Annotated in this window: 15 protein-coding genes and 1 tRNA gene; 6 read left to right on the top strand and 10 right to left on the bottom strand. The window is 54.9% G+C overall.

The window, feature by feature from the left end; translation table 11 throughout:
- Nucleotides 1-211: 211 nt before the first annotated feature.
- Nucleotides 212-895, bottom strand: a complete 684-nt coding sequence (locus RTM06_RS00845; RefSeq protein ID WP_312179210.1) for a hypothetical protein — start codon at nucleotides 893-895, stop codon at nucleotides 212-214.
- Nucleotides 896-1,110: 215 nt separating this feature from the next.
- Between RTM06_RS00845 and RTM06_RS00840 the strand changes: the two genes are divergently transcribed.
- Nucleotides 1,111-1,548 (top strand): VOC family protein, encoded by a 438-nt coding sequence (locus tag RTM06_RS00840; RefSeq protein WP_256697404.1) that lies wholly within the window; start codon nucleotides 1,111-1,113, stop codon nucleotides 1,546-1,548.
- A 299-nt stretch (nucleotides 1,549-1,847) separates the two neighbouring features.
- Here RTM06_RS00840 and RTM06_RS00835 read toward each other — a convergent pair.
- A tRNA-Phe gene (locus RTM06_RS00835) sits at nucleotides 1,848-1,923 on the bottom strand.
- Between the two features lie 195 nt (nucleotides 1,924-2,118).
- Here RTM06_RS00835 and RTM06_RS00830 point away from each other — a divergent pair.
- From RTM06_RS00830 to RTM06_RS00810, 5 genes are all read left to right on the top strand, one after another.
- On the top strand, nucleotides 2,119-3,441 hold the full coding sequence (locus RTM06_RS00830) for a PAS domain-containing methyl-accepting chemotaxis protein (protein WP_312179207.1): 1,323 nt from the start codon (nucleotides 2,119-2,121) through the stop codon (nucleotides 3,439-3,441).
- Between the two features lie 100 nt (nucleotides 3,442-3,541).
- The gene (locus RTM06_RS00825; protein ID WP_312179205.1) at nucleotides 3,542-4,765 is read left to right on the top strand and encodes a SpoIIE family protein phosphatase; all 1,224 of its coding nucleotides are present in this window, start codon (nucleotides 3,542-3,544) and stop codon (nucleotides 4,763-4,765) included.
- Between the two features lie 9 nt (nucleotides 4,766-4,774).
- A complete protein-coding gene (locus RTM06_RS00820; RefSeq protein ID WP_312179203.1) occupies nucleotides 4,775-5,326 on the top strand; it encodes a SiaB family protein kinase in 552 nt (183 codons plus the stop codon).
- Between the two features lie 7 nt (nucleotides 5,327-5,333).
- Complete coding sequence (locus RTM06_RS00815) at nucleotides 5,334-5,720, top strand: DUF1987 domain-containing protein (RefSeq protein WP_008103278.1); 387 nt, start codon at nucleotides 5,334-5,336, stop codon at nucleotides 5,718-5,720.
- Nucleotides 5,717-6,427 carry a GGDEF domain-containing protein gene (locus RTM06_RS00810; RefSeq protein WP_085982347.1) on the top strand — a complete coding sequence of 237 codons (711 nt, stop codon included), beginning with the start codon at nucleotides 5,717-5,719 and terminating at the stop codon, nucleotides 6,425-6,427. The genes RTM06_RS00815 and RTM06_RS00810 overlap by 4 nt, the downstream gene beginning before the upstream one ends.
- Here RTM06_RS00810 and mrdA read toward each other — a convergent pair whose 3' ends face one another.
- From mrdA to RTM06_RS00770, 8 genes are all read right to left on the bottom strand, one after another.
- A complete protein-coding gene (gene mrdA, locus RTM06_RS00805) occupies nucleotides 6,428-8,302 on the bottom strand; it encodes a penicillin-binding protein 2 (RefSeq protein ID WP_312179199.1) in 1,875 nt (624 codons plus the stop codon).
- A gap of 223 nt (nucleotides 8,303-8,525) precedes the next feature.
- Nucleotides 8,526-9,239, bottom strand: a complete 714-nt coding sequence (gene deoD, locus RTM06_RS00800) for a purine-nucleoside phosphorylase (RefSeq protein WP_277977717.1) — start codon at nucleotides 9,237-9,239, stop codon at nucleotides 8,526-8,528.
- A 33-nt stretch (nucleotides 9,240-9,272) separates the two neighbouring features.
- Nucleotides 9,273-10,496, bottom strand: coding sequence for a phosphopentomutase (gene deoB, locus RTM06_RS00795; protein WP_312179194.1), 1,224 nt, complete (start codon nucleotides 10,494-10,496; stop codon nucleotides 9,273-9,275).
- Between the two features lie 94 nt (nucleotides 10,497-10,590).
- On the bottom strand, nucleotides 10,591-11,913 hold the full coding sequence (gene deoA / locus RTM06_RS00790; protein ID WP_312179192.1) for a thymidine phosphorylase: 1,323 nt from the start codon (nucleotides 11,911-11,913) through the stop codon (nucleotides 10,591-10,593).
- Between the two features lie 53 nt (nucleotides 11,914-11,966).
- Entirely contained in the window at nucleotides 11,967-12,746 is a 780-nt protein-coding gene (gene deoC, locus RTM06_RS00785) for a deoxyribose-phosphate aldolase (RefSeq protein ID WP_256697413.1), read from the bottom strand.
- A gap of 292 nt (nucleotides 12,747-13,038) precedes the next feature.
- Nucleotides 13,039-13,818 carry a TatD family hydrolase gene (locus RTM06_RS00780; RefSeq protein ID WP_312179190.1) on the bottom strand — a complete coding sequence of 260 codons (780 nt, stop codon included), beginning with the start codon at nucleotides 13,816-13,818 and terminating at the stop codon, nucleotides 13,039-13,041.
- The gene (locus tag RTM06_RS00775) at nucleotides 13,815-14,867 is read right to left on the bottom strand and encodes a DUF6363 domain-containing protein (RefSeq protein ID WP_312179188.1); all 1,053 of its coding nucleotides are present in this window, start codon (nucleotides 14,865-14,867) and stop codon (nucleotides 13,815-13,817) included. Before RTM06_RS00775 ends, RTM06_RS00780 begins: the two co-directional genes overlap by 4 nt.
- Before the next feature lie 179 nt (nucleotides 14,868-15,046).
- On the bottom strand, nucleotides 15,047-15,208 hold the full coding sequence (locus tag RTM06_RS00770) for a DUF1328 domain-containing protein (RefSeq protein ID WP_007893192.1): 162 nt from the start codon (nucleotides 15,206-15,208) through the stop codon (nucleotides 15,047-15,049).
- Nucleotides 15,209-15,292: the final 84 nt, after the last annotated feature.

Here is a 15,292-nt window from a genome sequence, read left to right as displayed (position 1 = left end):
CAGGAATACGCTCGGAGAGTGCCCGCTGTGGTGTGAAAGAACTCACCGGCTCCTTTGCACTGACTTAACGAGGCTGGCTTTCTATAATCTCAACAGCAGGTTAATTAGCCCAATAGCCGCCTCTCCGGGAGACACCGGCACCAAACTCACTCACCTTTAAAGCCAGAACATGCGGGAAGGACGTTTTTGGCATGCTGTTACAACGTATTCATTAATTCTCCAAGGGATAACATTTTGTCCAGTTGTAATTGACCTTAGCCAATATAAGTTCTTCGGCAACATCGCCGAAATTCATAGCCTGACGTTCAATAAAAAATTGACGCACGGTTGCAGGTAAAAAAGCAGCGCGGTAGCGCAGAATTGTGCTGTGCCAGAAGGGGGCGGGTAAAGGGCCACCGGTGTGCCGCGTCAGCAACTCATTATTCCACTGTGAATCCAGAACTTTTTCACAAAACGACTGGCGCATATCTATCGCAGAACAATCAGGAATCCCAGCAAGCAATAGCTGACTGGGCAACGCGACTAACCGGAGTTGCCGGATAATAATTTTTTTCGCGTGATATTCGGTCCAAATATTCGTTAATTGATCCACTTTCTCTGGCAATGGTTCGTTCACTTTATACAGGGGAAGGGTCAGGGGTAAGAAAGTAAAATGAAAACCCTGAGTTGGCAGCGTGTCGGCGAGAGAATCATCCTTTGTGAGACCATTCAGTTCATCAATTAGCTGTGAGACACAATCTGGCACAGTAGGCTTAATGCCCGCTGCAAGAGCGAGTTTTAGCGGATCGTAATAGTGATCTTTTTTGCTATCCCCAATCCCACGATTTTTCATCCAGCTAGCGATAGTGTTCTGGTTTGTAGAAAGATACATCTTTTGCAGGCTTTCTGATTGCATAACAGACCTTATGATAGAAGTGTGAAAACAGGTAGCAGATGGCCAATCATATTTCTTTCAGCCATAGCTGTCGTTGTGTATGAATTGTAAATATATAATTTAGACCGCACTTAATTTTAATTTTACCTGAAAATCTCCCGGCACTTATCGTGAAGAAATAAAACCAGGATATAAGATAGTTAGATGATAATTTTCCAAGCCCAGCAGGTAATCTCATGATCTTAAGTGCCAATCACGTCGGTTTTTCAGTTAAAAACGTTGAAGAATCATTATTCTTCTGGACTCATATTCTTGGAGGTAAAGTATTACGCGAAGGAAAAATGTCTGGACCGATTATTGATGAAGTAACAGGCGCAAGAGGTGCTGATGTACGAATGGCTTTGCTTGAACTGGCTGGGATGAAAATTGAATTACTGCAATACAATAACATTGAACAGCCAGAAGAGCCCTCAGCACCCTACATTCCTGGCTACGCTCACCTTGCTTTTATAGTCGAGGATCTTGATACGCTTTTGAGCAAAGTTTCGGACTATGGCTGGAAGACGCCAGGGAAACCTCAGACAGTCCTGGCAGGGCCCCTGCAGGGGACCAGAGTAATATATTTACAAAGCCCCGATGGTCAAACGCTTGAATTGATGGAATGCAGTCAATGAAGTCCACATGTTATGACCCGTTAACTTCTTATTAGAAAAGTGATACTTGCAATGTCCGTTTCTGGCACTTAGCGAACATTTTGGGGCTTCTTATCGAATTAGAGTATTGAACTCAAATGGCCGTTGAAATGATGTTCGCAGACATGGGGACAATAGATTAAAAGTATTAGCCAGGGATAAATAAATTGGTATCGATCAATGCTGAATAATCTACGTGTAGGGAAGGAAAGGAGGCAGTGGTTGAGATTAGCAAACGCATAAAAGCAAAAACCCAGCCATAAGCTGGGTTTTCAGAATGTTGGTGCCCGGACGCGGAATCGAACCACGGACACGGGGATTTTCAATCCCCTGCTCTACCGACTGAGCTATCCGGGCAACGGGGCGCATTAAACCCTACTCGCGCGGCACCGTCAAACGCTTTTCGGCAAAAATCAGCTGATTGATGCCTTTTAAAGCAACCTCCAGACCAACAGGTAAAAATTTATTCATCTATCGCTGCTATAGGTGAATTTTTAATCTCTTGTGCCGATAACCGTGCTGACATCCTATACCAATAATAAGGTTCGCCCCATGTTCAGCACAATTGCATCAGGAATCTTGTCACGTCTTGCGTGGCAAAAGCGCAGTAATAGCATGGCAACGCTCAGTTCGCTGCAAGACGCTATCGCTATGATTGAATTCACTCCAGAAGGAAAAATCCTCACCGCTAATGAGCTGTTTCTCGAGCGTATGGGTTATTCGCTCAAAGAGATCGTCGGCCAGCATCACAGCATGTTCTGTACCGCAGATTTGCTCAACTCGCCGCAATACCGCGACTTCTGGCGACGCCTGAATCGCGGTGAAGGCTTCAGCGATAAGTTCCTGCGCGTGGCAAAACACAGCCGCCCTATTTGGCTGGAAGCCAATTACGTGCCGGTGCAGGATCGCAGCGGTCGGGTGATTAAAATCATCAAGCTGGCGAGCGATATCACCGCGCGCATCATGGACGCCCAAGAGCAGCGCGCCATGACCACCGCGATTGAGCGTTCGATGGCGGTGATTGCCTTCAATCTCAAGGGCGAAGTGTTGATGACTAACGACAACTTCCTGAAAACCATGGGATACAGCGCGTCAGAAGTGATCGGCGTACATCACAGCCAATTCTGTCCGCCAGAAATGCGCAACAGCGACGAGTACCGCCGTTTCTGGCACAAGCTGAATCAGGGCGAATTTATCTCCGGCCAGTTCCAGCGCGTGAATAAACGCGGCCAAACGGTGTGGCTGCGCGCCACATACAACCCGGTGTTTAACGAAACCGGCGAGCTGTACAAAGTGGTGAAGTTCGCCACCGATGTCACCGCGCAGGTGGAGAAGAATCAGCAAGAGCGCGAAGCCGCGCAGCAGGCGTATAAAACTGCGCTGCAAACCAGCGAAAGTACGCGCATCGGTGCCACGGTGATTGAGAACAGCGTGCAGACCATGAATGATTTGGCGGGCGAGCTGCACGGTATTTCCGGCGACATCAACGACCTGAGCGAGTCTTCAGACCGCATCGGCGCGATTGTCGAGAGCATCCGTCGTATTGCCGATCAAACCAACCTGCTGGCGCTGAACGCGGCGGTGGAAGCGGCGCGCGCCGGTCAACATGGTCGCAGCTTTGCCGTTGTCGCTAATGAAGTACGCACTCTGGCTGCCAATATTAACCGTGCCACCACGGAAATTGAGAACAGGGTGCAGCAGAACCATACGCTGGCGGAGAAAGCGCTGAAAGGTATTGCATCGAACCTGAAACGTGCCGATCAAGGCGTGGTGCTGGCGAAAGAGGCTGGCGGCATGATGGCGGATATTCGCGGCAGCTCCAGCGAAGTGGTGCGCGCGATTGGGCACGTTACGGCGGCTTTGAAGGAAGAGTGATTTGTAGCCAGGTCGCCATGAATGGCGACCCTACAGATCATAAAAGTGTCACAGGGGCGCAGTAATCTAAGATAATTCCTAATCAACGCCAGATTCCTCTATGCAGCTGCCTGATTTACGCGCAGGCCTTGCCTCCCTGTCGAGTCGTTCTCGTGCGCGTTCGCTGCGCATTGCCGTGCCGTTTGTCAGTCCCGCGATGGATAACACGGCGGTGATGGCGTTGTTTACCGAGCACAAAGATTTGATTGGTTTGCCGGTGATCGAAAACGGTACGCCGTTTGGCATGATCAACCGCCATATCTTCCTGTCGCAAATGTCGCGCCCGTTTTTCCGTGAACTCTACGATCGCAAAAGCTGCATCGCCTTTATGGATAAAGAGCCGCTGGTGATCGATGCCGACACCGAGCTCGATCAGGTGGCGCAGCAAGTGGTGGCGACCGGCGATAAGTCGGTGACCGATGGCTTTATCCTCACCGAGCAAGGCCGCTACATCGGCATCGGGCTGGGTATCGATCTGATTCGCACTGTGTCGGATTTGCAGCATCAACAGCATCAGCAAATTTTGCAGAGCATCGATTACGCGCGCGTGATTCAGGACGCGATGCTCGATCGGTCCAGGCAGCAGATGGCGCAGCAGCTCAGCGATTGGTGCCTGCACTGGCAGCCGCGCGATGGCGTCGGCGGCGACTATTACGCTTTTCATCAGGATCAACACGGTTGGCTGGCGCTGATTGCCGACTGCACCGGCCACGGCATTCCCGGCGCGTTTATGACGGTGATCCTGCAATCGGCGCTGGAAAATGCGCTGCAGCAGAATCGACGCGCGCCGTCCGACGTGCTGCAATCGCTCAATCGCCATATCAAGCAAACCCTTGGCCAGCTCAACGCTTCACAGCAAACCTCGCTGTCGAACGACGGTTGCGATGCCATCGCGCTGCGTCTGGATAGCGAAAATCATCAGCTTTCATGGTCGAGCGCGCGCATGCACGCGCTGCTGCATAGCGCTGGCGGCGAGGCGGAATCGCTGAAGGCCGACCGCGTTGGCGTTGGCTATACCGATACGCCGCAGGATTACGTCTGGCCGCAGCAGCAACGCACGCTCAATCCCGGCGACATGCTGCTGGTGATGACCGATGGCGTCACCGATCAGCCCGGCGGTGAACGTCACATTATGTTTGGCAAAAAGCGCATTCAGACGCTGCTGAATCACTATCAAACGCTGCCGATGCCGGCGCTTTCCACGGCATTCGAGCAGGAATTTCTTCGTTGGCAAGGCAACCAGCCGCGACGCGATGACGTCACCTGGTTTGGCTTCCGCTATTAGAGTCACGTTATGACACCAGCTTCGAATCTCAGCCGCCTCCCGCCCGACAGCGTGGCGCTGCACTACACCGGCCTCTTTTCACCGCAGAACATCACCGCGATGGGCGAAGTGATCAAAGTGTTTCTTGAGAATCAGCAGGCGCCGGTCAAAGTTCGGCGTCGCTTGTTCTCCAGCTTTGTCGAGATCGTGCAAAACATCCTGCGCTATTCACAAGACAGCCGCAGCACCAGCCACGCCGAGCAGGATTTCCGCTTCGGCACGGTGACGCTGCACGTTGAAGGCGACAAATACGTGCTGGAGAGCAGCAATCAGGTGGATGAAATCGCCTGCCAGCAGCTGCGCTACTGGCTTGATTTGCTGCGCACCATGAGCAACGAAGAGATCAAACAGGCGTATCGCGTGGGATTGCGTGCCGAGAGCCCCGCCACCAGCAAAGGGGCCAACATTGGATTATTAACGCTGGCGCGCGACGTCAGCGAACCGCTGGAGTATGAACTGCGTCCGTTGGCCGCCAACGGTTACGCCACGTTTTGGCTGAAAGCCACCATTCACCAGGATTGATCGATTGATGCAAAACCTTGTTATTGCTGCCACAGAGAGCACGCCCGAAGTGAGTTTTGATTTTGCCGCCGGCCAGTTTGCCTTGCGCGGTGAATCCTGGCCGGAGAACGCGGCGGCGTTTTACCGTCCGCTGCTGGACGCCTTAGAGAACTGGCAACCACAGCCGGGCGGCGACGTTGAAGTGAATATCGCGCTGCGCTACTTCAATAGCTCGAGCACCAAAATGCTGTTCAGCCTATTTGACCTGTTCAACCAGCGTGCACAGAGCGGGCAAACCGTGGCGCTCAACTGGTTCTTCGACGCCGAAGATGATGTCTCAGAAGAGTTTGGTCAGGAGCTGGCGCTGGACTTCACCGATCTGCAGGTGAATCTACAGGCGGAAATGGCATCGTGATGGACCTCAACGAGCTGTTCCGCGAAGAGAGCGATGTGCTTAATCGCTCGCAGGATGTGGCGGCTCAAACCACGCTCAGCGCTGAGGATTATCGCGATGCGCTGCTGATGGTGAATCGTCATTATCAGCGCCTGATGCGTGAAACCTATCGCATGATCTCGCGCAGCGACCGCGCCGAGCGTGAGCTTAATCGCGTCAACGAACAGCTGCATCAGCTGGCGCAGGAGCTGGAGTACAAAGCCAGCCACGATCCGCTGACGGCGGTGTGGAATCGTGGGGCGATTATTCAGCGCATCAGCCAGACGCTGAGTAACGGCGCGGCGGCGCTGATCATTCTGGATATCGACCACTTCAAACGCATTAACGACGAATTCGGTCATCCAATGGGCGATAAGGTGATTTGCGCGCTGGTGTCGCGCATTCAGGCGCACTGCCCGGCAGAAGCCAGCATTGGGCGCATTGGTGGCGAAGAGTTTACCGTGCTGCTGCCGCACTATCGCCTATCCGATGCGGTAATTGTGGCGGGCGCGATTCACGCCTCGCTGAATGCTTCACCGCTGGCAGTGTTGCCCGGCCAGCTAGTGACCGCCAGCCTTGGCGTCAGCTACGGCAAGCCGGGTTCCGATTTCGAGACGTTGTATAACAACGCCGACGTGGCGCTGTACGATGCGAAAAATCACGGCCGCAATCGGGTGTTCTTCCGCTGATTATTTTGCCACTGTCGCCACCGGCGGCGGCGTGGCTTCCGGCACAAAGATGTGGTCGAGAATATTGCGCATCAGCGGCGCCGCCGTGACGCCTTCGTTGCCACCGTTTTCCAGAATCAACGCCACCGCCACTTTGGGATCGTTAAACGGCGCAAACGCGGTGTAGAAGATATGGTCACGCAGGCGCATTGGCGTCATTTTGGCGTTATAGATCTGGTTCTTTTTCAGGCTGAATACCTGTGACGTACCTGATTTCGCCGCTATGCCGTACGGCGCGGTGTGGAAGTATTTGTAGCCGGTGCCGTTTGGCGCATTCGCCATGCCGAACATGGCATGGCGCACCAGCGACCAGTACGGCGATTTGGCATCGCCAATCTGCGGCTGCGGCAATTTTGCCTGATACGGCTGCACCACCGTGCCGCGCTGCGATTTCTCCAGCAGATGCGGATTGATGACGCGGCCATTATTCAACAGCGCCACCAGCGCTTTCACCATCTGAATCGGCGTCGCCACCCAATAACCTTGCCCAATCCCAACCGACACGGTATCGCCCTGATACCACATCTTTTTGTGCACTTTTTGCTTCCATTCACGGCTTGGCAATAATCCGGCGTACTCTTCGTTGAGATCGATGCCGGTGGATTTGCCGTAACCAAACTGGCTCAACATGGTGTGGATGCGATCGATGCCCATCATGAACGCCACCTGATAGAAGAAGCTATCCGCCGACTCTTCGATGGCTTTCGTCACGTCCAGCATGCCGTGACCGGTTTTTTTCCAGTCGCGATATTTACGATCGGTGCCCGGCAGCGTCCAGGTGGGCGCGCCAAATATCGTAAAGCTCGGCGTGATGACTTTGGTCAGTAGCGCCGACATCGCCATATAAGGTTTTACCGTGGACGCCGGCGGATACAAGCCTTGAGTGACGCGGTTGATCAGCGGCAGGTCTTTATTCTGCAGCAGGGTTTTATAGGCTTTGTAGCTGATGCCTTTGACGAACGGGTTGGGATCGTAGCTCGGCGCGGACACCATCGCCAGCACGCTGCCGTCGTGCGGATCTTCAATCAGCGCCGCCGCACGTTGCCCGGCCAGTTGGCTCTCGACGTATTGTTGCAAATGCAAATCGAGCGTCAGCGTGATGTTCTGACCGGCCACCGGCGGCACCTCTTTCAGCACGCGCACGATGCGGCCGTGGTTATCCACTTCCACTTCCTGATAGCCGGTTTTGCCGTGCAGCAGCGATTCGTAATAGCCTTCAATGCCCTGCTTACCGATGTTGTGGTCCGCCGCGTAGTTCTCGCCAACGCCTTCTGCATTCAGACGTTTGTAGTCGTTATCGTTGATTTTCGAAACGTAGCCGAGTACGTGCGCCAGGTCGGCGCCGTAAGGATATTCGCGGTCCTGATAGGTATCGACGGTAACGCCGGTAAAACGGAATTGATTGACGGCGAAGCGCGCCACTTCTTCGTCAGTCAGTTCCGCTTTCAGTTCAACCGGCTTGTAGCGGCTGTTCTGTTTGAGCTCGTGCTCGAAGGTTTCAATCTCTTCCGGCGTGAGATCGACAATCGGCGTCAGCTCCTTCAGCGTTTCCTGCATGTTGTCAATTTTGTACGGCGTGATGTGAATGTCATACCAGCTGACGTTGCGCACCAGCGGAATGCCGTTGCGATCAAAGATCAGCCCGCGCGTGGGCGCGAATGGGATCATTTTGATGTCGTTCTCGTTGGAACGCGTCTGGTAATAGCTGTGCTGATCGACCTGCAGGCGATACAGGTTGATGCCTAAAATGGTAAAGCAGATGACAACCAGGGCAAAAGCGACAATCGCACGGCGGGCAAACAGCTTTTCTTCTGCTTCGAAATTACGGAAATTCATCAGGTGGGCTTAGTCTCTTTGTTATCACGCTAATGATAAGCAGAGATTGCTTTAGAGCCAGCACGAAGATGCACAAGCCTGGGTAAAAGTGTGTCAGATGTTTACGGGATGGTGCGGTCTGGTGCCCTCACCCCGGCCCTCTCCCACGGGGAGAGGGAGAAAAACGATCCGATCTGTCCCCTCTCCCGCTTGCGGGAGAGGGTTAGGGTGAGGGAAAAAGGAATCAATCGCCCAGCAGCACGGACTCCAGCGCGATCTTAATCATATCGTTGAAGGTGGTCTGACGCTCAGCCGCGGTGGTCTGCTCGTGGGTGCGGATGTGATCCGACACGGTACAGATGGTCAGCGCTTTGGCACCAAACTCTGCTGCCACGCCGTAAATACCCGCCGCTTCCATCTCCACGCCCAAAATGCCGTACTTCTCCATCACGTCGAACATCTGCGGATCTGGCGTATAGAACAGATCGGCGGAGAAGATGTTACCCACGCGCGCATCAACGCCCAGCGCTTTGGCGGCATCAACCGCATTACGCACCATGTCGAAGTCCGCAATCGCGGCGAAGTCGTGATCCTTGAAGCGCATGCGGTTCACTTTGGAATCGGTGCAGGCACCCATACCAATCACCACGTCGCGCAGTTTCACGTCTGCACGCACTGCGCCGCAAGAACCCACACGGATGATCTTCTTCACGCCGAAATCGGTGATCAGCTCTTTGGTATAGATCGAGCAGGATGGAATGCCCATGCCGTGACCCATCACCGAAATTTTGCGGCCTTTATAAGTCCCGGTGTAACCCAGCATGCCGCGCACGTTGTTCACTTCCACCACATCATCAAGGAAGGTTTCAGCGATGTGCTTAGCGCGCAGCGGATCACCCGGCATCAGTACGACGTCCGCGAAATCACCCATTTCTGCATTAATATGAGGCGTTGCCATGGTTATTTTCCTTATTAAATTTGGGGCGCTGTTTTACAGCATGCTCTTGCCGTAGTCCATGCTGGACAGGCCGAAATATTTTGCGATGGTCTGGCCGATATCAGCGAAGGTATCGCGGTATCCCAACGAACCTGGCTTCACATTCGGGCCGTAGATCAGAATTGGGATGTGCTCACGCGTGTGCTCGGTGCCTTTCCAGCTGGGATCGCAGCCGTGATCGGCGGTGAGGATCAGAATGTCACCCTCTTTCACCAACTCCATCAGCTCTGGCAAGCGACGATCGAAGAGCTCCAGCCCGCCCGCATAACCGGCGATATCGCGACGATGTCCCCACGTTGAGTCAAAATCAACGAAGTTAGTGAACACAATCGAGGTATCTGGCGCTTTCTTCATCTGCTCGATGGTGGCGTTGAACAGCGCGTCTAAGCCGGTGGCTTTGACTTTCTGCGTGATGCCCTGCTCGGCGTAAATGTCGGCGATTTTACCCACCGAAATCACTTCACCGCCCTTCTCATCGACCAGCTTTTTCAGCATGGTCGGCGCTGGCGGTTCCACTGCCAGATCATGACGGTTGCCGGTACGCTCGAAGTTGCCCGCTTTGTCGCCGACGAACGGACGCGCAATCACGCGACCGATGTTATAGCCGCCATTGGTCAGCTCTTCACGGGCGATTTCGCACAGTTCGTACAGGCGATCGAGGCCAAACGTCTCTTCGTGGCAGGCAATCTGGAACACCGAATCCGCCGAAGTATAGAAAATCGGCTTGCCGGATTTCATGTGCTCTTCGCCGAGCTGGTCGAGAATCACCGTGCCCGATGAGTGGCAATTACCGAGATATCCCGGCAGATCGGCACGTTTCACCAGAATATCCAGCAACTCCTGCGGGAAGCTGTTCTCTTTGTCGCTGAAGTAGCCCCAATCAAACAGCACCGGCACGCCGGCGATTTCCCAGTGGCCCGACGGCGTATCTTTACCGGACGACAATTCGCTGGCGTAAGCGTACGCACCGATGATTTCCGCGTTGGGATCGAGGCCTGGCGGGAAACGACCGGTGGAGAGCTCAGCCGCTTTGCCGAGGCCCAGTTTAGTCAGGTTAGGTAAGTGCAGCGGGCCTTCGCGGCCTTCATTGGCGCGGCCTTCGAAACAGGCTTCGGCGATATGGCCGAGCGTGTCCGATCCTTCATCACCGAATTTATCGGCGTCTTTACTGGAGCCGATCCCGAAGGAGTCGAGAACCATAATAAAAGCACGTTTCATGCAAGTCTCCTGCGCAATGCGCGATGACAAGTCAAAAAAAAGCGATCAGATCAGTATACCCGAACGGCCGCTGCCTGGCACGAAGAAGCGCCAGTTATTCGCTGACGCGGCGATAAACCACCGGCGTGATCGCTGGCGCAGTATCGCTCAGCGTAATGGCCGCTTTAACGGCGGCGGCGGCCTGTTGCCACTGCGCTTCCGACGCGGCGTGGATAATCGCCAGCGGACGCTGCGCGTCTACTTCCGTGCCGAGCGTGATCATGTCGCTCAGACCCACGCTGTAATCAATGCTGTCGCTGGCGCGCTGACGTCCACCGCCGAGCGCAACCACCGCCATGCCAAGCGCACGCGTATCCATCGCGCTGACAATACCCGCGCCATCGGCGTACACCGCTTTGCTCAGCGTTGGCGCTGGCAGATAGCTGTCCATGCGCTCGATGAAATCGACCGGACCATTTTGCGCCGCCACCATGCGGGCAAACACGTCAGCGGCTTTGCCGTTATCCAGCACCTGCTGCAGCTTTTTACGCGCATCGGCGTCGTTCTCAGCCAGTTTGCCGGAGATCAGCATTTCCGAGCACAGCGCCATCGTCACTTCCAACAGACGCGGATTGCGCGCTTCGCCGGTCAGGAACTGCACCGCTTCACGCACTTCCAGCGCATTACCCGCAGTTGAAGCCAGCACCTGATTCATGTCGGTGAGCAGCGCAGTGGTTTTGCAACCTGCGCCGTTCGCCACGCCCACAATCGCCTGCGCCAGATTTTCTGAGGCTTCAAAGGTCGGCATAAAGGCGCCGGAGCCCACTTTGACGTCCATCACCAGCGCATCCAATCCTTCCGCCAGCTTTTTGGCGAGGATCGACGCGGTGATCAGCGGAATGGAATCCACGGTGGCGGTGATATCGCGCGTGGCGTAGAAACGTTTGTCGGCCGGTGCCAGTGAGTTGGTCTGGCCAATAATCGCGATGCCGACGTCTTTAATAATCTGGCGGAAACGATCGTCGCTCGGGAAGATATCGAAGCCCGGAATCGCTTCCAGTTTATCCAGCGTGCCGCCGGTGTGGCCGAGGCCGCGCCCGGAGATCATCGGCACATAACCGCCGCACGCCGCCACCATCGGGCCGAGCATTAGCGACGTGACATCACCGACCCCACCGGTGGAGTGCTTATCAACAATCGGACCGTTAAGATTCAGCGATTTCCAGTTCAGCACCGTGCCGGAGTCACGCATCGCCATGGTCAACGCCACGCGCTCGTCGAGCGTCATATCATGGAAATAGATGGTCATCGCCAGCGCGGCAATTTGACCTTCCGAAACGCTGTTGTCGCGCACGCCGTTGATAAAGAAGCGGATCTCCGCTTCACTCAGCGCCTGACCGTCGCGTTTTTTACGAATAATTTCTTGTGGCAGGAACACAATGGCCTCCCGAAATAAAAAGAGGTCACCATAAATGGCGACCCTACGTGAACTTAATAACCCGCTTTGCTGGTCGCGGTTTCGTGGCCCAGCGTATTCAGCAGGCTTGCCAGCAGGCTGGAAGCGCCAAAGCGGAAATGACGCGCATCCGCCCAGCCTTCACCCAGCAGGTCGTCCGCCAGCTTCAGATACAGCGCCGCGTCTTCCGCAGTGCGCACGCCGCCGGCCGGTTTGAAACCCACCTGCTGCTTCACGCCTTTATCGCGGATCACTTGCATCATGATCGCCGCCACTTCTGGCGTCGCGTTGACCGGCACTTTACCGGTGGAGGTTTTAATGAAGTCCGCGCCCGCATCGATAGCGATTTCCGACGCAGCACGAATCAGCGCTTCGTCTTTCAGCTCGCCGCTTTCGATGATCACTTTCAGCAGCACGTTTGCCTCTGCGCAGGCTTCTTTACAGGCTTTCACCAGCTCGAAACCGATGTCACGGTTGCCCGCAATCAGCGCACGATACGGGAACACCACGTCCACTTCGTCAGCGCCGTAGGCGATGGCCGCGCGGGTTTCAGCCAGCGCGATCTCAACATCATCGTTGCCGTGCGGGAAGTTGGTGACGGTGGCGATGCGGATTTCCGGCGTACCCTGCTCGCGCAGCGCTTTACGTGCCGCTGGGATGAAACGCGGATAGATGCAGATGGCAGCGGTGTTACCGGCTGGCGATTTCGCCTGACGGCACAGCGCGATCACTTTCTCGTCGGTGTCGTCTTCGTTCAGGGTGGTTAAATCCATCAGTTGCAATGCGCGCTGTGCTGCTGCTTTCAGGTCGGTCATGATGCTCTCCAAAATTCAGATCGGCGGGCACAACCCACCGGGGAATGTGATAATTCTAACAACTACCGTGACAACGAATTGCGCTTCATGTCACACGAAAAAGAAAACCTGTCATTTAAATACAGTTATTTAGTGATATAAATCACAAATAACCGCCAGTCAGGCCGAAATGCGCCGTGATGACCATTGTTATTATTATCACAAAAATGGGCGCGAAAGTGTACTCTCAGCTTTATCAATGTAGCTAATCAGGCGTAAGGCAGCGTAAATGCAGAATCTGTCGGGGGGAGAATCAGGCAGGCAAGGCGAACAGTTGCTGGCTGTTATGCCACAGCGCGTCGGCAATCACTTCGGGGGATTCACTGCGTAACTGGCACAACACGTCAAACACATTGCGCGCCCGCTCCGGACGATTGGGCTGGCCCTGAAAACCGTGCAACGGCATATCGGGCGCGTCGGTTTCCAGTAATAACGCACTGAGCGGCAGGCTGGCGATGGTGTTGCGGGTTTTACTGGCGCGTTCATAAGTGATGGTGCCGCCCACGCCAATCGCGTAGCCGAGCTGAATAAAGCGCTCCGCCTGCTGCTGGCTGCCAGCAAAGCCGTGTACCACGCCACGTCGCGGCAGATCGTGACGACGCAAATGCAGCGCCAGCTGATCGTGGGTGCGGCGCGAGTGCAGGATCACCGGCAGATCGTACTGCTTCGCCAGCCTGAGCTGCTTATCGAGCAGCCGCGTCTGTTTGGCGAATTGCGCATCGTCCATATAGAGATCGAGACCGATCTCGCCGATCGCCACCCGCTTGCTATCTGGCTTTTTCAACCAGTGCGCTAACTCATCAAGATGCGCATCTTCCTGATGCTCAGCAATGTTGATTGGATGCAGGCCCAGCGCGGCATACAGCGCCGGATGCTGCTGCGCCAGTTGCGTCACCCGCGCGAAACGGCTGGCATCCACGCTCGGTACAATGATGCGTTCCACGCCCGCCTGCGCAGCGCGCGCAATGCTGGCGTCTGCATCATCAATGAACGGCGGGAAATCGAAGTGGCAATGCGTATCGATAAACTTCATGCCAGCGAGCCTTTATCATAATCCGCATCGTTTTCCGCCAGCGCGGGCGTAATCAGTGGACGGTTGTCGGGCGAATTCGCCACAGCGGCGGGCGGCATAATCGTGGTTTGCCGTATCAGCGGCTCGGCATCACTCAGCCATTGACCGAGCGTGGCGAGGAAATAGCGCCCACTGCGGCGGCCTACATGGTAATCCTGATTCAGCGATGACAAGCGGCTGCCGAGCGCCATGCTCGCCAGCGGTTTCGGCGGACAGATTTCGATGATGCGCAGGTTATCCGGCGGCTGCTCGATGAACTGCTGAATCTCGCGATAGCTCTCTTCATGCTGATGCAGGATGTTGATCATCGGCTGCAAGGCGCTGTCAGACAAAAAGCGCTCCATGCGTTTGAACCACTTCGGCGTATAGGATACCTGCGACGGCACGGTGCGGATCACGACAATGGTATCCGCGCCACGGCGTGCGGCTTCGCGCACCGGAATTGCATCGCTGATGCCGCCATCCAGATAACTTACGCCATCCATTTGCACGCCGCTGCGGTAAAAGCCGGGAATTGCGCTGGACGCTTTCAGGATGTCATGCCAGTTGGAGCTAATCGGATTGAAGTACTCGGCGCGGTAATCGTCGCTGCGGCAGGCGCACATATAAAACTCGCTGCCTTTGGCAAACAGCCCTTCAGCGGTATTGAGCGCCAGCGGAAATTCCTGTTTGGTGATGTCGATCAGCCAGTCGAGATCGATAAGATGCCCGCCGCGCACGAATCGAAGCGGATCAAAAAACAGTTTACTGGTGGTGTAACGGGAGATGACGCGTCGCGCGTAGCCAGGCTGGCCACAGACAAACGCCGACAGATTTTGTGCCCCGGCCGAGGTGCCGAGTAACAGTTGAAAGGGGTTGAAGCCTGCGCGTTGAAACTCATCCAGCACGCCTGCGGTAAAGATGCCGCGCTGGCCGCCGCCTTCGCACACCAAGGCGATTTTACTGGATTTGAAAGGGGTTAAAGCCAGCGGTTCAAGTGAACCTAACGTCAACGGAATACGTGTTCCCAATGGATGTCCCTCAGTGTTGCTTGCTCTGAGGGAGTCGCCGAAGCAGCATCCCGGAGAACCAGTCATTGTCGTTCCCTGACCAATTGCTTCTGCAATCGTTGCGGCTTCATAGTATGCCGCAAAAGACCGGTCTCCGCTTTAGGTGACTCGCGGGTTAGCGTCTATTGAGACGCAAGTAGTCAGGGTCGTTTGCGCCCGGTAAACAGGCTCACGAGGAACAGAATAATACCGACAATAAAGACAATTTTAGCTGCCCATGCTGCCGTACCCGCCAGACCGCCGAAACCTAATGCTGCAGCGATCAGAGCGATGACCAGAAAGATAATACCCCAACGAAACATAAGCCTCTCCTTTACCATTGTGAAAATCGAACTGCTTATTTACACCTTTGTTTTTATTACGAAACGGCACCAGCGGGTGCCGAG

The sequence above is a fragment of the Pantoea sp. CTOTU46764 genome (genome assembly GCF_031974595.1).
GTDB classification, from domain to species: Bacteria; Pseudomonadota; Gammaproteobacteria; order Enterobacterales; family Enterobacteriaceae; genus Pantoea; species Pantoea trifolii.
The sequence above is the reverse complement of the archived record's forward strand: the minus strand, read 5'-3'. Positions and strand labels throughout refer to the sequence as shown.